This is a genomic window from Pseudomonas sp. PS02288 (assembly GCF_029959715.1).
GTDB classification, from domain to species: domain Bacteria; phylum Pseudomonadota; class Gammaproteobacteria; order Pseudomonadales; family Pseudomonadaceae; genus Pseudomonas_O; species Pseudomonas_O kuykendallii.
In genome coordinates this window covers 52229-67482 of record NZ_JASCPA010000010.1, presented here as the reverse complement: position 1 = coordinate 67482, position 15254 = coordinate 52229, and the positions used below count along the sequence as shown (strand labels likewise).

Genomic DNA, 15254 nt, shown 5'->3' with positions numbered 1-15254 from the left:
TGAGGGTGCGCCGCGTTGAAGGAAAGGGCGCGTCGCCCGCGCCCGGGGATTCAGCGGATCAGCCCGTCGAGCGGCGACGAGGCGCTGGCATAGAGCCTCTTCGGCATGCGTCCGGCGAGGTAGGCCAGGCGCCCGGCCTCGATGGCGTATTTCATCGCCTCGGCCATCAGCACCGGCTTCTGCGCGTGGGCGATGGCGCTGTTCATCAGCACCGCCTCGCAGCCCAGCTCCATGGCGATGGTGGCATCGGAGGCGGTGCCGACGCCGGCGTCGACCAGCACCGGAACCGGCGATTCCTCGAGGATGATGCGCAGGTTGTACGGGTTGCAGATGCCCAGCCCGGTGCCGATCAGTCCGGCCAGCGGCATCACCGCGATGCAGCCGATTTCTGCAAGCTGACGGGCGATGATCGGGTCGTCACTGGTGTAGACCATCACGTCGAAACCGTCGGCGACCAGGGTTTCCGCCGCCTTGAGCGTTTCAATCACGTTCGGGAAGAGGGTCTTCTGGTCGGCCAGCACTTCCAGCTTGACCAGCTTGTGCCCATCCAGCAGCTCTCGAGCCAGGCGGCAGGTGCGCACCGCCTCGACCGCGTCGAAGCAGCCGGCGGTGTTCGGCAGGATGGTGTAGCGCGACGGCGGAATCACGTCGAGCAGGTTCGGCTCGCCGGGGTTCTGGCCGAGGTTGGTGCGCCGCACGGCGACGGTGACGATCTCCGCGCCGGAGGCTTCGATGGCGGCGCGGGTTTCCTCCAGATCCTTGTATTTGCCGGTGCCGACCAGCAGGCGCGACTGGTAGGTACGACCGGCCAGGACGAAAGGCTTGTCGTTGGGGACTGCGCTCATGGGAAACTCCTCGTGCGGTTAACCGCCACCGATGGCATGGACGACCTCGACCTGGTCGCCTTCGGCCAGCGACGTGCTGGCGTGCTGGCTACGCGGAACGATGTCCAGATTGAGCTCGACGGCCACCCGGCGCCCGACCAGATCGAGGCGCACGAGCAGGTCCGCGACGGTCTGGCCGTCAGGGAGCTCGAAGGATTCGCCGTTCAACTGGATATGCATGGGCTGGAATGGTCGCGATTTTACGGGGTCGGCATTCTAGCCCGATCGCCCCGGTGGACCAAGGGCATCGGGCACCATTCGTCCCGGAACGATCAGGCGGTGAGGCGCCAAGCGCTCAGCCCCAGGCACGCCCAGCCGACCAGGAAGGCCACACCGCCGATCGGGGTGATGATGCCGAGCTTGCCGATACCGACCAGGATCAGCGCGTAAAGGCTGCCGGAAAACAGCAGGATGCCGAGAACGAAGGCACCGCCGGCGATGCCCAGCAGCCGGCTCGGCGCATGCAGCGAGAGCAGCGCAACGCCGAACAGGGCGAGGGCGTGGATCATCTGGTAATGCACGCCGGTCTGGAACACCGCGAGGTATTCGGCGCTGAGGCGGCTCTTCAGGCCATGCGCTGCGAATGCGCCAAGGGCCACGCCGGTGAAACCGAAGAACGCGGAAAGCATCAGATGCAGGCGCAGCATGTGTAACTCCAGATGGCGGGAATGCGCCGCTATAATGGCGCGCCGCACCGATTATTCCTATTCCGGATCGGACCTGTCGCGACCCTCAGTCGCAGCCTGTCGACCGGCCCACAACGGATTGAGGCCAGCCCATGCTCCGAACGCTGTACCGTCGCCTGGTCAAGCTTCTCCTTGGCTTCGTCGCCCTCAGCGCCCTGCTGGTACTGGTACTTCGCTGGGTACCGCCGCCGCTCACGGCGCTGATGGTGGAGCGCAAGATCGAGTCGTGGACCGACGGTGAGCCGATCGATCTGCAGCGCACCTGGCGGCCCTGGAAACAGCTGCCGGACGACCTGAAGATCGCGGTGATCGCCGGCGAGGACCAGAAATTCGCTGAGCACTGGGGCTTCGACATCGCGGCGATCCAGGCGGCGATGGCGCACAACGAACGCGGCGGCTCGCTGCGCGGCGCCAGCACGCTGAGCCAGCAAACGGCGAAGAACCTGTTCCTCTGGTCCGGTCGCAGTTGGCTGCGCAAGGGCCTGGAAGTGTGGTTCACCGGCCTGCTGGAGCTGCTCTGGCCGAAGCAGCGCATCCTCGAGGTCTACCTAAACAGCGTCGAGTTCGGTAACGGCATCTTCGGCGCCGAGGCCGCAGCGCAGCATCACTTCGGCATAGGCGCCGCCTACCTCTCGGCGCGCCAGGCCAGTCTGCTCGCCGCAGTGCTGCCGAATCCGCGCGAATGGAGCGCCAGCCGACCCAGCGCCTACGTCAGCCGCCGTGCCAGCTGGATTCGCCAGCAAAGCCGGCAACTGGGTGGCAGCGACTACCTGATGGCGCTCAAAGGCCGGCTGCCCTGAGGCCGTCCCCGGATCAGCGAATCGCAGACAGAAAAAAGCCGCACCCGGGTGCGGCTTTTTCATTATCGGTCGCTTACGCCTGGATCGAGCCCTTGAGCTTGTTCATGGCGTTCTTCTCCAGTTGGCGGATACGCTCGGCGGAGACGTTGTACTTGGCGGCCAGGTCATGCAGGGTCGCCTTCTCCTCGGCCAGCCAACGCTGCTGGAGGATGTCGCGGCTGCGCTCGTCGAGGCCTTCCAGCGCCTCGTAGAGACCGGCGGAGGAACTGTCGCTCCAGTCGGCGTCTTCCATCTGCATGGCCGGGTCGTAGCGGTGGTCTTCGAGGTAGTGCGCCGGCGACTGGAATGCACTGTCGTCGTCGGCATCCGCCGCCGGATCGAAGGCCATGTCGTGGCCGCTCAGGCGACTTTCCATCTCGCGCACTTCACGCGGCTCGACGCCAAGGCTTTCCGCCACGCGCTGCACTTCGTCGTTGTTCAGCCAGGCCAGACGCTTCTTCTGGCTGCGCAGGTTGAAGAACAGCTTGCGCTGCGCCTTGGTCGTGGCGACCTTGACGATGCGCCAGTTGCGCAGGATGAATTCGTGGATCTCGGCCTTGATCCAGTGCACCGCGAAGGAAACCAGACGCACGCCCATTTCGGGGTTGAAGCGCTTCACGGCCTTCATCAGGCCGACGTTGCCTTCCTGGATCAGGTCGGACTGGTTCAGCCCGTAACCGGCGTAGCTGCGTGCGATGTGGACGACGAAGCGCAGGTGCGCGAGCACCATCTGCCGGGCCGCCTCGAGGTCCTGCTGGTAGAAGAGGCGTCCGGCCAGTTCGCGTTCCTGCTCCAGGGTCAGCAGCGGAATGCTGTTGACCGAGTGCACATAAGCCTCCAGGTTCGAGCCTGGGACCAACGCACGCACAGGTTGCAATGAAGTGGTCATTCGAATCCTCCGATTCATCAAACGTCGGGCAGTTTATCACTGCTCGATTGGACTGCAAGACGGTCGCCAAGTTCCTTCCATACCGATTGCTACGGTGCCGTCAACCGATTGAAATATATAGCTTTTATCTATCTAAAAACTGAATCTCGATGATCGAATCATCGCGGAGCCAGCTCGCGTAGATGGCGCGCCACGGCCAGCCAGGCACCGATGTAACCGAGGAACACCGCCCCCAGCAGCAACGACAGGCCGTCGTCGAGCGGCACGCCGGCAAGGGCGAAGTCGCTGTTGTACAGCCCCGCCAGACGCACCACCGCCTGGTTCAGCCAGTCCAGCCCGAAGGCCAGCACCAGCCAGGCCAGCAACCCCGCGCCCAGGCCGTAGAGCGCGCCCATGTAGAGGAAGGGCCGGCGCACGTAGCTGTCGGTGCCGCCGACCAGCTTGATCACCTCGATCTCGGTACGGCGGTTCTCGATGTGCAGGCGGATGGTATTGCCGATCACCAGCAACAGCGCCAGCACCAGCAGCACCGTGAGGCCGAAGACGAAGCGGTCGCCGAGGCCGAGGATCGCGGTGAGCCGCTCGACCCAGACCAGGTCGAGCTGCGCCTGCTGCACCTTGGGCAGCTCGGACAACGCCTGGCGCAGCGCCTCCAGGGCGGCCTTGTCGATCTCGTTTGGAGTCACCAGGACAACGCCAGGCAGCGGATTGTCCGGCAACTCCTTGAGCGCCTGGCCGAGGCCGGACTGCTGCTGGAACTCGTCCAGCGCGCGTTGCCGGCTGATCCACTCGGCGTCCGCCACGCCCGGCATCGTGGCGATGTTGTCGCGCATCGCCTCGCCATCCTTGTCGGTGGCGTCCATCTGCAGGTAAAGGGAAATCTGCGCGGCGCGCTGCCAGGAACCGCCCAGCCGCTCGACGTTGCTCAGCAGCAGCGACAGGCCCATCGGCAGGCTCAGGGCGATGGCCATCACCAGGCAGGTGAAGAAGCTGCCGATCGGTTGCCGGCCGAGGCGCAGCAGGCTGTCCACCAGGCTGGCGCGATGGCTTTCCAGCCAGGCGTGCAGCAACGTACGGAAGTCCGGGCCGTCGTCGTGGTGCTGCGGCTCCGGCTGCTGCTTACGCGCCGCGCCGACGCGCTCGGACGGGTTGGGTGGCGGCATGCGGGTGGCGCTCATGCGGCCTCCCCGTCGCCGATCAGGCGTCCGCGCTGCAGGGTCAGCATGCGATGGCGCATGCGCGCGATCAGCGCTAGGTCGTGGCTGGCGATCAACACCGTCGTGCCGAGGCGGTTGATGTCCTCGAACACGCCCATGATCTCCGCGGCGAGGCGCGGGTCGAGGTTACCGGTGGGTTCGTCGGCGAGCAGCAGTGCCGGGCGATGCACCACCGCGCGGGCGATGCCGACGCGTTGCTGCTGGCCGGTGGACAGGTCGGCCGGATACAGCTCGGCCTTGTCGTGCAGGCTGACGCGCTCCAGCGCGGTGCCGACGCGTTCGGCGATCTCGTCGCGGCCCAGGCCGAGGATCTGCAGCGGCAGTGCGACGTTGTCGAACACCGTGCGATCGAAGAGCAGCTGGTGGTTCTGGAACACCACGCCGATCTGCCGGCGCAGGAACGGAATCTGCGCGTTGGTGATGGTCGACAGGTCCTGTCCGGCGAGCAGCAGCTTGCCGGTGGTGGGTCGTTCCATCGCCAGCAGCAGCCGCAGCAGGGTGCTCTTGCCGGCACCGGAATGGCCGGTGACGAAGAGGAATTCGCCGCGCTTCACACGGAACGACAGCTCGTGGATGCCGACGTGGCCATTGGGATAGCGCTTGCCGACCTGATCGAAACGGATCATGCGGGGGTTTTCTCCGAGAACAGCGCCTTGACGAAGGCTTCGGCCTCGAAGTCGCGCAGGTCGTCGATGCCTTCGCCGACACCGATGTAGCGGATCGGCAGACCGAACTGCTTGGCCAGGGCGAAGATCACCCCGCCCTTGGCGGTGCCATCGAGCTTGGTCAGGGCCAGGCCGGTGAGCGCGACCGCCTGGTTGAACTGCTTGGTCTGGTTGATCGCGTTCTGCCCGGTGCCGGCGTCAAGCACCAGCAGCACCTCGTGCGGCGCCGCCTCGTCGAGCTTGCCGATCACCCGGCGGACCTTCTTCAGTTCTTCCATCAGGTTGTCTTTGGTGTGTAGACGCCCGGCCGTGTCGGCGATCAGCACGTCGACGCCGCGCGCCTTGGCGGCCTGCACCGCATCGAAGATCACCGAGGCGGAATCGGCGCCGGTGTGCTGGGCGATCACCGCGATGTTGTTGCGCTCACCCCACACCTGCAGCTGTTCCACGGCCGCGGCGCGGAAGGTGTCGCCGGCGGCGAGCATGACCTTCTTACCTTCGAGCTGGAGCTTCTTCGCCAGCTTGCCGATGGTGGTGGTCTTGCCGGCACCGTTCACGCCGACCACAAGGATCACGTACGGGCGGATTTGCGCCGGAATCCGCAGCGGCTGTTCGACCGGAGCGAGCAGCGCGGCCAGTTCGTCCTGCAGCGCCTTGTACAGCGCGCCGCTGTCGGCCAGCTCCTTGCGCGCCACGCGCTTGGTCAGGCTCTGCATGATCGCCGAGGTGGCCTCGACGCCGACGTCGGCGGTCAGCAGGCGGGTTTCCAGTTCGTCGAGCAGGTCGTCGTCGATCGCCTTCCTGCCGAGAAACAGGCTGGCCATGCCTTCGCCGAGACTGGCGCTGGTCTTCGACAGGCCCTGACGGAGACGGGCGAAGAAACCGGCCTTGTCGACGGGTTTGGCGACTTCAACCGGCGCAGCGGCGAGAGCAGGAATGATCGGCTCGGGCTCGGCGACGACTGCCTGCGGCAAGGGCGCGACCTCAGGCGCTGGTTCGGCCAGGCTTTCAGGCAGGTTTTCCAGCACCAACGGCTGCGGCGCGCTGGCGCTCGGCAACGCCTCGGCGGGAGTTTCTTCGAGGCTCGGCTCGGCCTCCGGCTGCGGCGCGGCCGGGGTCGGCTCGGCGCTGTCCTGCGGCTTCTTGCGCAGCCAGCCGAACAGGCCTTTCTTCTCTTCCGGAGCGACCGGGGGCTTCTTGTCGTCGTTGGAACCAAACATGGGGACGGGTATCTCAAGGGAGCGCCGCGCCAGCGGGCTCGTCCAAACATAAAGAGGGCGTCGGCCGAACGGGGCGAAACGAAAGGGACGACACACCTGGCGACTCGAGCAGGTTTTCCGCCACCCGCGAAGGCAGCGTCGCAGGGCGGCCCCGACAGGCATGGCCGCCGGGAAAATGGATGCGTATCCTAGCACCTCCTCGCCCGCTGAGGCTAAGACCCGGCGGCCCGCCCGAAAGGTCCATTCGATGAACAAAGCGCTTCTCTGCCGTGTCGCCGGTGTGCTCCTCGGCGCCCTCTGCATGCCGCTGCCGCTGCTGGCCGCGGAACCCTCGCCCACCCACGAATTCAGCCTCGACAACGGCCTCAAGGTCCTGGTCCGCGAGGACCACCGCGCCCCCGTGGTGGTCTCCCAGCTCTGGTACAAGGTCGGCTCGAGCTACGAACAGCCGGGTCGCACCGGGCTCTCTCACGCCCTAGAACACATGATGTTCAAGGGCAGCCGCAAGCTCGGCCCGGGCGAGGCCTCGCTGATCCTGCGCGACCTCGGCGCCGAGGAAAACGCCTTCACCAGCGACGACTACACCGCCTACTACCAGGTGCTGGCGCGCGATCGCCTGAACGTCGCCCTCGAGCTGGAAGCCGACCGCATGGCCGGGCTCAAGCTGCCGGCCGACGAGTTCAGCCGCGAGATCGAAGTGATCAAGGAAGAACGCCGCCTGCGCACCGACGACAAGCCGAACGCCCTCGCCTTCGAGCGCTTCAAGGCCATGGCCTACCCGGCCAGCGGCTACAGCATTCCCACCATCGGCTGGATGGCCGACCTCGAGCGCATGCAGATCGACGAACTGCGCGCCTGGTACCAGAGCTGGTATGCGCCGAACAACGCCACCCTGGTGGTGGTCGGCGATGTCAGCGCCGACGAGGTCAAGGCGCTCGCCCAGCGCTGGTTCGGCAACATCCCGAAACGCGCGGTGCCCTCTTCCAAACGTCCGCTGGAGCTGGCGGAACCCGGCGAGCGGCGCCTGACGCTGCACGTCAAGACCCAGCTGCCGAGCCTGATCATGGGTTTCAACGTGCCGGGCCTGGCGACCGCCAAGAATCCGCGGGAGGTCAACGCCCTGCGCCTGATCGGAGCGCTGCTCGACGGCGGCTACAGCGCACGACTGCCGTCGCGGCTGGAGCGTGGCGAGGAGCTGGTTTCCGGCGCGTCAGCCTGGTACGAGGCCTATACCCGCGGCGACAGCCTGTTCGTCGTCAGCGCCACGCCCAACGTGCAGACGGGCAAGACCCTGGCCGACACCGAAGCCGGCGTCTGGCGCCTGCTCGACGAGCTGAAGAAAACCCCGCCGTCCGCCGAGGAACTGGCCCGTGTCCGCGCCCAGGTGATCGCCGGGCTGGTCTACGAGCGCGACTCGATCACCAGCCAGGCCAACACCATGGGTCAGCTCGAAAGCGTCGGCCTGTCCTGGAAGCTGATGGACCAGGAGCTCGCCGATCTCGAAGCCGTCACCCCGGCGGATATCCAGGCCGCCGCCAGCACCTATTTCACCCGCACGCGGCTGAGCGTCGCCCACGTTCTGCCTGAGGAAGCCCACGATGAGTGAGTCCAGCAACGACCTGCGCCACAGCCTGTTCGGCCTCGTCCTGATCATTCTCATCGTGCTGCTGGCCGTGTACGTCAACCATGACCGCCAGCCCGCCGCGCAAGCCGTGCCACACCAGAGCGAAGCGCAGGCCAGGCTCGAGTCGCTGGCCGAGCTGGACAAGAAGGCGCCGAGCTACCGCAACCTGGACATCCAGAGCTGGCAGACCGCCGAGGGCGCCAAGGTGCTCTTCGTCGAGGCCCGCGAGGTGCCGATGTTCGACCTGCGCCTGACCTTCGCCGCTGGCAGCGCCCAGGACGGCGACGTGCCCGGCCTGGCCACGCTGACCAACGCGATGCTCAACGAAGGCGTCGCCGGCAAGGATGTCGGCGCCATCGCCGAAGGCTTCGAGGGCCTGGGTGCCGACTTCGGCAACGGCGCCTACCGCGACATGGCCATCGCCAGCCTGCGCAGCCTGAGCGCGGTCGACAAGCGCGAGCCGGCGCTGGCGCTGTTCGCCGAAGTGATCGGCAAGCCGACCTTCCCCGCCGACTCGCTGGCGCGGATCAAGAACCAGCTGCTGGCCGGCTTCGAGTACCGAAAGCAGAACCCCGGCAAGCTGGCCGGCGATGCGCTGTTCGAGCGTCTCTACGGCGACCACCCCTACGCGCACCCCAGCGACGGCAACGAGGCGACCCTCCCGGCGATCAGCCTGGAACAGTTGCGCGCCTTCCACCAGAAGGCCTATGCCGCCGGCAACGTGGTGATCGCACTGGTCGGCGACCTCTCGCGCAGCGAGGCGGAAACCATCGCCGCGCAGGTCTCCAGCGCCCTTCCGAAAGGCCCGGCACTGGCGAAGATGGCCGAACCGCAGGCGCCGAAACCCGGCCTCAGCCATATCGAGTTCCCCTCCAAACAGACCCACATCCTGCTCGCCCAGCTCGGCATCAAGCGCGGAGACGCGGATTACGCGGCGCTGTTCATGGGCAACCAGATTCTCGGCGGCGGCGGTTTCGGCACCCGGCTGATGAAAGAGGTGCGCGAGAAACGCGGCCTGACCTACGGCGTCAGCTCCGGCTTCTCCGGCATGCAGGCGCGCGGGCCGTTCATGATCAGCCTGCAGACCCGCGCCGAGCAGAGCGAAGGCACGCTCGGGCTGGTTCAACAGATCGTCCGCGACTACCTCGCCGAAGGCCCCACGCAGAAGGAACTCGACGACGCCAAGCGCGAGCTGGCCGGCAGTTTCCCGCTGACCACCGCGAGCAACGCCGACATCGTCGGCCAACTGGGCGCCATGGGTTTCTATGACCTGCCGCTGAGTTATCTGCAGGACTTCATGAACCAGGCCCAGGCGCTGAGCGTCGAACAGGTCAGGGCGGCGATGGCGAAACACCTCTCCGCCGATGACTTCGTCGTCGTCACGGCCGGCCCCACGGTGGCGCAGAAGCCGTTGCCGGCGCCGACCGACAAACCCGCCGAACAGCCCCTCGGGGTCCCGGAGCACTGATGCGCGGACAGACCGTCAAACCCTCGCGTAGCGCCGCCAAGCCCCATGGCGGCACGGGATCGCTGCGCATCATCGGCGGCGAATGGCGCAGCCGGCGTTTCGCCTTTCCCAACGGCCCGGCCCTGCGGCCGACCCCGGACCGGGTTCGCGAGACGCTGTTCAACTGGCTGGCGCCGTACATCGAGGGCGCACGCGTGCTGGATGCCTACACCGGCAGCGGCGCGCTGTTCCTCGAAGCGCTGTCGCGCGGCGCCGGGCAGACCCTGGCGCTGGACACCAACGGCGAGGCGCTGGCCGCGCTGCGCCAGCACCTCGACACCCTGGCCTGCGGGCGCGGGCAACTGGTCCAGGGCGACGCCCTGCGTTACCTGGAAAACCAGGCCGCGCAGCCGTTCGACGTAGTCTTCCTCGATCCGCCCTTCCACCAGAACCTGCTGCAGACCAGCTGCGAGCTGCTGGAAAACCGCGGCTGGCTGGCCGCGCGCGCCTGGATCTACACCGAAAGCGAAGGGGCTCCGTCAGGCCTGCCGATGCCCGCCAACTGGCGCCTGCACCGCGAGAAGAACGCCGGGCAGGTGCATTACGCGCTCTGGGAGCGCGGCTAGCGCACCCTGGAGCCTGGCCGGGCCGGCATCAACGGCTCAGCCAGCGCATCACCAGCCGATTCATCCACGGCGGCGACAGCTGCCCGGCCCAGTAAAGTGCCTTGAACTGCGCGCCTATCGGCCGGTGCACGGCCTCACAGGTGGTGTGCCGCCAGGCCGCCTCGGCGATCGTCTCCGGTCCCATGCGCAACCCCAGCCTGCGCAGCACCGGCGGCTCGAAGGTCTGCCGGATGACCATCGGCGTGCGCACGAAGGGCGGCATCAGGTCGGCGACGCGAATCCCGTGTGGCCGCCACTCCAGCTCCAACGCCTCGGTCAACCCGCGCACGGCGAATTTCGACGCCGAGTAGCTGGCCATCTGTGGCACGCCGTAGAGCCCGGAGGCCGAACCCATGTTCAACACCTGCGCCCCGGGCGTTCGGCGCAAATGGGGAAACGCGGCATGGCAACAGTTAATCAGCCCCTCCACGTTGATCGCGACGATACGCCCGTGCTCCTCGGCAGTGATCTCGGCGAAGGCGCCGAAACGCAGAATGCCGGCGCAGTTGAACAACATGCGCAGGTGGCCGCCACAGGCTTGGACGAACGCGTCCAGCGCCGCGCTCACCGCCGGCCTGTCCAGCACATCCAGTTCGGCATGCCAGGCGCCCTCCAGCTCCCCGGCCAGCGCCGCCAGTGCCTCGCCGTCTTGATCGAGCAGACCGACGCGCCACCCGCGGGCGTGGAAAAGTCGCGCCGTGGCGGCGCCGATACCGGAGGCGGCGCCGGTAATGAGGATGCTGTTCATCCCCGGTGCGACGAAACGCGCCACCTCGTCCAGCGCCCGGTCGGCCACCGCCAGCACGCCAGCATGCGCCTGGAACACGTGCCAGCAGCCGAGGTAGCGCTGCAGGCGCACGCTCACGCCCGCCGCCGACGCGCGCTCGGCCAGGCGCAAGCTGTCATTGCGCAGGATCTCGTCCTCGCCGACCTGGATAAGCAACGGCGGCAGGCCGGTCAGGTCGGCATTCAGCGGTGACAGCTCGGGCGCCTCGCGCGGGATGTGCGACGGGAAGAATGCGTGCGCCGCCTGTTCGATCCACGCCGAGGAGAGCAGCGGATCGCCGGCTGCCGGGGCGTGCCGTTCGCTGCCGCCGGCATCGGTCAGCGGCGAGAACAGCACCAGCGCCGCGGGCAACGGCATACCGCGCGCCTTCAGCGCGAGCGCGGTGATCAGCGCCAGGTGGCCACCGGCCGAGTCCCCGGCGAAGACGATCCGTGACGCCGGCGTGCCCTGCTCCAACAGCGCCGCGTATGCAGCCAATGCATCCTCCAACGCCGCCGGATAGGGATGTTCGGGCGCCAGCCGGTAGTCCAGCGCGCAGACGTCCGCGCCGCAGCGCCTGGCCAGGTTCGCGGTGATCGAGCGGTGGGTGGCCGGCGAGCCGATGACGTAGGCCCCCCCGTGCAGGTACAGCAGCACCCGAGCCTCGGCGTGCGGCACGCGCAGCCATTCGCAAGGAACTCCACCGATCGTCCCGCGCTGGCGACGAACGCCGCGCGGCGTCAGCGTCGCCGCGGCGAGCACGCGAAGCACCAAGCGCTGCCCGGTAATCGGCATCGGCGGGCGGATCAGCCCGCGAAACAATAGGCGCAGGGTACCGCGCAGCAACCCGCCGAGCAGACGCTGGGACGCGCCCGCGGACGCCGGGATATCAACGGACAAGGTCATAATCGGTGAACTCCGGTAGGCGGGTCTGCTGGCGGTAACGGAAGGTGAAGCCCGGCCAGTTGTTGGTGTTCTTGCCGGCGGCGGTCTTGTACCAGCTGTGGCAGCCGCGCTCCCACACGGTGTGCCGCACGTCCTCCTGCAGGCGCTGGTTGAACGCGGCCTGCACCTGCGGCTTGAGGTCGAGGTAGCGCAACCCGTCGAGGCGGCGCAGGCAGGCCAGCACATAGGAAAACTGGCTCTCGAGCATGTAGAGGATCGAGTTGTGGCCGAGGTTGGTGTTCGGTCCGTAGAGGATGAACAGGTTGGGGAAGCCGGCGACGCTGATGCCTTTGTAGGCCTCGGCGCCGTCCTTCCAGGCGGCGCCGAGCTCGCGTCCGTCGAGGCCGTACAGCCGCATGGGGGCGAGGAATTCGGTGGCGGCGAAGCCGGTGCCGTAAATGATCGCGTCGACCTCGCGCAAGCGGCCGTCGGCAGTGACCACGCCGCTCGGGACCACCTCGCGGATCGCCGTATCCACCAGTTCCACGTTGCTTCGCGCCAGCGCCGGGTAGAAGTCGTTGCTGATCAGGATGCGCTTGCAACCCAGCGGATAGTCCGGCTGCAGCCGCCGGCGCAGCGCCGGATCGGCGATGCTGCGGCGCAGGTGCCAGAGAAAGCGCAGGCGCATCACCTTCATCAGCGGCGGAAACACCGAGAAGGCCAGCACCCGCGCCTCGTGCTGCACGTACTTGAGGCCGCGGTCGAGGCGCTGCAGCCACGGCAGGCGCGCCTTCAGGCGACGCTCCCAGGGTGCGTAGGCGCGATCCGGCTTGGCGATCACGTAGGCGGCGCTGCGCTGGAACAGATGCAACCGGGCGACCTCGCCTGCGATCGCCGGCACGAACTGGATCGCGCTGGCACCGGTGCCGATCACCGCCACCCGCTTGCCGCGCAGGTCCAGGCCATGCCGCCAGTGCGCCGAATGGAAGCGTTCCCCGGCGAAGCGTCCCAGTCCGGGAAGCGACGGATACAGCGGCCGGCTGAGCTGGCCGGTGGCGCTGACCAGCGCCCGCGCGGAATAACGCCGGTCCTCGCCGTCCAGCACATTCCAGACGCCGGCTTCTGCGTCGAAGCGCGCCTCGGCGACCTCACAGCCGAAGCGGATGAACGGCCGCAGCCGGTACTTCGCCACGCACTGCTGCTGGTAGGCGAGGATCTCCGCCTGCGGGGCGAACTTGCGCGACCAGTCGGCCTTCGCCTCGAAGGAATAGGAATACAGGTGCGAGGGCACGTCGCAGGCGGCGCCAGGGTAGTGGTTGTCGCGCCAGCAGCCGCCGATGTCGTCGGCCTTCTCGAGTATCAGAAAGTCCTCAATGCCGGCCTGGCGCAGTTTGATCGCCAGACCCAGGCCGGCGAAACCGGCGCCGATGATCAGCACGCGCAGGGGCGCCGGGGGGTGGGGATTATTGTTCATTGTTCTCTCCCATCGTTGGACCGAGCAGTCCGGCGCGATCCCTCCGCAGCGAGGCGGATGCCACCATCCTAGCCATTCGCGGCGATCGTGCCAGCGACGTGCCCGGCAACAGTCCTACGCGGTAGCATGACGCCGATAAAACCTCCCGAGGATTGTCCCCGCATGCCCGACGCCCCCTTCCAGCCCGCCTGGTGGCTGCCCGGCCCGCACCTGCAGACGCTGTGGTCGCCGTTCTGCCGCAGGCCGCAGCCGCTCGAGCGCCAGCGTGAGCGGCTATGGCTGGAGGACGGCGATTTCATCGATCTCGACTGGCACGGCCCGCGCGACACCGATGCGCCGCTGGTGCTGGTGCTGCACGGACTCACCGGCTCGTCCGCCTCGCACTATGTGATGGGCCTGCAGGGGCGCCTGGGCGAGAACGGCTGGGCCAGCGTGGCGATCAACTGGCGCGGCTGCTCGGGCGAGCCGAACCTGCTGCCGCGCGCCTACCACTCCGGCGCCAGCGACGACCTCGGCGCGGTCATCGAACACCTGCAGCGCAAGCGTCCGCTGGCGCCGCTGCACGCGGTGGGCTATTCGCTGGGCGGCAACGTGCTGCTCAAGTACCTCGGCGAGCGCGCCGCGAACTGCCCGCTGCGGGGCGCCGTGGCGGTGTCGGTGCCCTTTCGCCTGGACCAGTGCGCCGACCGCATCGGCCTGGGGTTTTCGCGCGTCTACCAGGCGCATTTCATGCGCGCCATGCTCGCCTACGTGAAGGACAAGCAGCGCCTGTTCGCCCACCAGGGCATGGCCGACCGGCTGTCGGTGATGGAGAAGCTCGGTCCGCTGGACGATGTGCGCACCTTCTGGGATTTCGACGGACGCATCACCGCGCCGCTGCACGGATTCGCCGATGCGCAGGATTACTACCGGCGCTCGTCGAGCCGCTATTTCCTCGGCGACATCCGCGTGCCGACGCTGATCATCCAGGCCGCCGACGATCCGTTCGTCTTCGCCCACAGCGTGCCGACGGTGGACGAGCTATCGGCCAGCACCACCCTGGAGCTGCAGGCGAAAGGCGGGCACGTCGGCTTCGTCGAGGGCTCGCCGCGGCGCCCGGTGTACTACCTGGAGCGCCGCATCCCGCAGTGGCTGGCGCAGTTGGCGAAGCGCTAGCCAGGCCCTGTTCCCATCCACGTCGCTCCGCCGGTGGATCGATGAAGCGTGATCCACCCTACGTCCTGGACAGCTATTCCTGCCCGAGCACTCGTTCCAATGGCACGAACAGACGGTCGTAGAGCCGATCCACCGCACCCTGCGCGGCGGGGGTGAGGTAGCCGCCTTCCAGCGCCAGCACTTGGTAGACGCCACGCCGCATCAGGTCCTCGTCGAGCTCGGCGGAGGCGCCGCGCACGGTGCAGAGGAAGCGCACCCAGGAGGTCATCATGATCCAGGCATTCAGGCTCAGCGCCTCCACCTGCGCCGGGGTCATGCTCAGGATGCCGGCCTCGACGAAGCCGGCGTAGATGGCCTGCACGTGGGTCAGGCAGCGCTGGGCGAACTGCCGGTAGCGCTCGGCCAGCGCGGCGTCGGTTTCCAGCAGGTGTTCGAGGTCGCGGTGGAGGAAGCGGTAGTGCCACATCGCGGCGAGCGCCGCTTCCAGATAGAAGGTCTTGTCGTCCACCGTCAGCGCGCGCTCCGGACGGCGCAGGAAGACATCCACGCGGCTTTCGTACTCGGCGAACAACTCGGCGATGATCGCCTGCTTGTTGCGGAAGTGGTAGTACAGGTTGCCCGGCGAAATCTGCAGGTGCGCGGCGATGTGGTTGGTGGTCACGCTGCGTTCGCCCTGCGCGTTGAACAGTTGCAGGCTGGCCTGGACGATGCGCTCGCGGGTCTTGGGTGCTGGCGGCATGGCTCGCTCGATGGGGGCAGGTGGGCACAAGGTACAACGCGGGGCGCATGGGCACACCTCCACGGATCGGCCGCACCCGCTTTTGGTTGGCTGGCGCGG

At 67.5% G+C, this 15254-nt stretch carries 15 protein-coding genes and 1 pseudogene; 5 read left to right on the top strand and 11 right to left on the bottom strand.

Annotated features, from left to right (window positions below; all coding sequences use genetic code 11):
* Nucleotides 1–50: 50 nt before the first annotated feature.
* The 3 genes from QMX85_RS06550 to QMX85_RS06540 all read right to left on the bottom strand — a co-directional run bounded on the left by QMX85_RS06550 (nucleotide 51) and on the right by QMX85_RS06540 (nucleotide 1531).
* Nucleotides 51–845 carry a thiazole synthase gene (locus tag QMX85_RS06550; RefSeq protein WP_282339334.1) on the bottom strand — a complete coding sequence of 265 codons (795 nt, stop codon included), beginning with the start codon at nucleotides 843–845 and terminating at the stop codon, nucleotides 51–53.
* A gap of 18 nt (nucleotides 846–863) precedes the next feature.
* Nucleotides 864–1064 (bottom strand): sulfur carrier protein ThiS, encoded by a 201-nt coding sequence (gene thiS, locus QMX85_RS06545; RefSeq protein ID WP_090224157.1) that lies wholly within the window; start codon nucleotides 1062–1064, stop codon nucleotides 864–866.
* A 92-nt stretch (nucleotides 1065–1156) separates the two neighbouring features.
* Nucleotides 1157–1531, bottom strand: a complete 375-nt coding sequence (locus QMX85_RS06540) for a DUF423 domain-containing protein (RefSeq protein ID WP_282339333.1) — start codon at nucleotides 1529–1531, stop codon at nucleotides 1157–1159.
* 131 nt (nucleotides 1532–1662) lie between these two features.
* Between QMX85_RS06540 and mtgA the strand changes: the two genes are divergently transcribed.
* Nucleotides 1663–2370: a monofunctional biosynthetic peptidoglycan transglycosylase gene (gene mtgA / locus QMX85_RS06535; protein WP_282339332.1), complete on the top strand. Its 708-nt coding sequence runs from the start codon at nucleotides 1663–1665 to the stop codon at nucleotides 2368–2370.
* A gap of 73 nt (nucleotides 2371–2443) precedes the next feature.
* Here mtgA and rpoH read toward each other — a convergent pair whose 3' ends face one another.
* The 4 genes from rpoH to ftsY form a co-directional block, all read right to left on the bottom strand.
* Nucleotides 2444–3298 carry an RNA polymerase sigma factor RpoH gene (gene rpoH / locus QMX85_RS06530; RefSeq protein WP_282339331.1) on the bottom strand — a complete coding sequence of 285 codons (855 nt, stop codon included), beginning with the start codon at nucleotides 3296–3298 and terminating at the stop codon, nucleotides 2444–2446.
* A 158-nt stretch (nucleotides 3299–3456) separates the two neighbouring features.
* Nucleotides 3457–4476, bottom strand: coding sequence for a permease-like cell division protein FtsX (gene ftsX / locus QMX85_RS06525; protein WP_282339330.1), 1020 nt, complete (start codon nucleotides 4474–4476; stop codon nucleotides 3457–3459).
* Nucleotides 4473–5141, bottom strand: a complete 669-nt coding sequence (gene ftsE, locus QMX85_RS06520; RefSeq protein ID WP_090224165.1) for a cell division ATP-binding protein FtsE — start codon at nucleotides 5139–5141, stop codon at nucleotides 4473–4475. Before ftsE ends, ftsX begins: the two co-directional genes overlap by 4 nt.
* Nucleotides 5138–6400, bottom strand: a complete 1263-nt coding sequence (gene ftsY / locus QMX85_RS06515) for a signal recognition particle-docking protein FtsY (RefSeq protein ID WP_282339329.1) — start codon at nucleotides 6398–6400, stop codon at nucleotides 5138–5140. Before ftsY ends, ftsE begins: the two co-directional genes overlap by 4 nt.
* 247 nt (nucleotides 6401–6647) lie before the next feature.
* Here ftsY and QMX85_RS06510 point away from each other — a divergent pair, with 247 nt between their 5' ends.
* Genes QMX85_RS06510 through rsmD form a run of 3 tightly spaced genes read left to right on the top strand, consistent with a single transcriptional unit; the run spans nucleotide 6648 to nucleotide 10097 of the window.
* Entirely contained in the window at nucleotides 6648–8006 is a 1359-nt protein-coding gene (locus tag QMX85_RS06510) for a pitrilysin family protein (RefSeq protein WP_282339328.1), read from the top strand.
* Entirely contained in the window at nucleotides 7999–9492 is a 1494-nt protein-coding gene (locus tag QMX85_RS06505) for a pitrilysin family protein (RefSeq protein WP_282339327.1), read from the top strand. The genes QMX85_RS06510 and QMX85_RS06505 overlap by 8 nt, the downstream gene beginning before the upstream one ends.
* Nucleotides 9492–10097 (top strand): 16S rRNA (guanine(966)-N(2))-methyltransferase RsmD, encoded by a 606-nt coding sequence (rsmD, locus tag QMX85_RS06500; protein ID WP_282339326.1) that lies wholly within the window; start codon nucleotides 9492–9494, stop codon nucleotides 10095–10097. The genes QMX85_RS06505 and rsmD overlap by 1 nt, the downstream gene beginning before the upstream one ends.
* Nucleotides 10098–10125: 28 nt before the next feature.
* Here the strand turns inward: rsmD and QMX85_RS06495 are convergent, their stop codons facing one another.
* From QMX85_RS06495 to QMX85_RS06485, 3 genes and pseudogenes are all read right to left on the bottom strand, one after another.
* Nucleotides 10126–10884: an SDR family oxidoreductase gene (locus tag QMX85_RS06495; protein ID WP_282339356.1), complete on the bottom strand. Its 759-nt coding sequence runs from the start codon at nucleotides 10882–10884 to the stop codon at nucleotides 10126–10128.
* Between the two features lie 9 nt (nucleotides 10885–10893).
* Nucleotides 10894–11808 (bottom strand): annotated as a pseudogene (locus QMX85_RS06490) (alpha/beta hydrolase); the annotation flags it as partial.
* On the bottom strand, nucleotides 11792–13261 hold the full coding sequence (locus QMX85_RS06485) for an NAD(P)/FAD-dependent oxidoreductase (protein ID WP_282339325.1): 1470 nt from the start codon (nucleotides 13259–13261) through the stop codon (nucleotides 11792–11794). The pseudogene QMX85_RS06490 and the gene QMX85_RS06485, both read right to left, overlap by 17 nt.
* A gap of 162 nt (nucleotides 13262–13423) precedes the next feature.
* Between QMX85_RS06485 and QMX85_RS06480 the strand changes: the two genes are divergently transcribed.
* A complete protein-coding gene (locus tag QMX85_RS06480; protein WP_282339324.1) occupies nucleotides 13424–14416 on the top strand; it encodes a hydrolase in 993 nt (330 codons plus the stop codon).
* 73 nt (nucleotides 14417–14489) lie between these two features.
* On the opposite strand, the gene QMX85_RS06475 is transcribed toward QMX85_RS06480, so the two are convergent.
* Nucleotides 14490–15155 (bottom strand): TetR/AcrR family transcriptional regulator, encoded by a 666-nt coding sequence (locus QMX85_RS06475; RefSeq protein ID WP_282339323.1) that lies wholly within the window; start codon nucleotides 15153–15155, stop codon nucleotides 14490–14492.
* Nucleotides 15156–15254 lie beyond the last annotated feature (99 nt).

What these genes read in the sequence shown, in the direction of transcription:
- ftsY (WP_282339329.1), bottom strand. Translation starts at nt 6,400, where the DNA reads ATGTTTGGTTCCAACGACGACAAGAAGCCCCCGGTCGCTCCGGAAGAG.
- rsmD (WP_282339326.1), top strand. Translation starts at nt 9,492, where the DNA reads ATGCGCGGACAGACCGTCAAACCCTCGCGTAGCGCCGCCAAGCCCCAT.
- QMX85_RS06540 (WP_282339333.1), bottom strand. Translation starts at nt 1,531, where the DNA reads ATGCTGCGCCTGCATCTGATGCTTTCCGCGTTCTTCGGTTTCACCGGC.
- QMX85_RS06550 (WP_282339334.1), bottom strand. Translation starts at nt 845, where the DNA reads ATGAGCGCAGTCCCCAACGACAAGCCTTTCGTCCTGGCCGGTCGTACC.
- QMX85_RS06505 (WP_282339327.1), top strand. Translation starts at nt 7,999, where the DNA reads ATGAGTGAGTCCAGCAACGACCTGCGCCACAGCCTGTTCGGCCTCGTC.
- QMX85_RS06475 (WP_282339323.1), bottom strand. Translation starts at nt 15,155, where the DNA reads ATGCCGCCAGCACCCAAGACCCGCGAGCGCATCGTCCAGGCCAGCCTG.
- mtgA (WP_282339332.1), top strand. Translation starts at nt 1,663, where the DNA reads ATGCTCCGAACGCTGTACCGTCGCCTGGTCAAGCTTCTCCTTGGCTTC.
- rpoH (WP_282339331.1), bottom strand. Translation starts at nt 3,298, where the DNA reads ATGACCACTTCATTGCAACCTGTGCGTGCGTTGGTCCCAGGCTCGAAC.
- QMX85_RS06495 (WP_282339356.1), bottom strand. Translation starts at nt 10,884, where the DNA reads ATGAACAGCATCCTCATTACCGGCGCCGCCTCCGGTATCGGCGCCGCC.
- ftsE (WP_090224165.1), bottom strand. Translation starts at nt 5,141, where the DNA reads ATGATCCGTTTCGATCAGGTCGGCAAGCGCTATCCCAATGGCCACGTC.
- QMX85_RS06480 (WP_282339324.1), top strand. Translation starts at nt 13,424, where the DNA reads ATGCCCGACGCCCCCTTCCAGCCCGCCTGGTGGCTGCCCGGCCCGCAC.
- thiS (WP_090224157.1), bottom strand. Translation starts at nt 1,064, where the DNA reads ATGCATATCCAGTTGAACGGCGAATCCTTCGAGCTCCCTGACGGCCAG.
- ftsX (WP_282339330.1), bottom strand. Translation starts at nt 4,476, where the DNA reads ATGAGCGCCACCCGCATGCCGCCACCCAACCCGTCCGAGCGCGTCGGC.
- QMX85_RS06485 (WP_282339325.1), bottom strand. Translation starts at nt 13,261, where the DNA reads ATGAACAATAATCCCCACCCCCCGGCGCCCCTGCGCGTGCTGATCATC.
- QMX85_RS06510 (WP_282339328.1), top strand. Translation starts at nt 6,648, where the DNA reads ATGAACAAAGCGCTTCTCTGCCGTGTCGCCGGTGTGCTCCTCGGCGCC.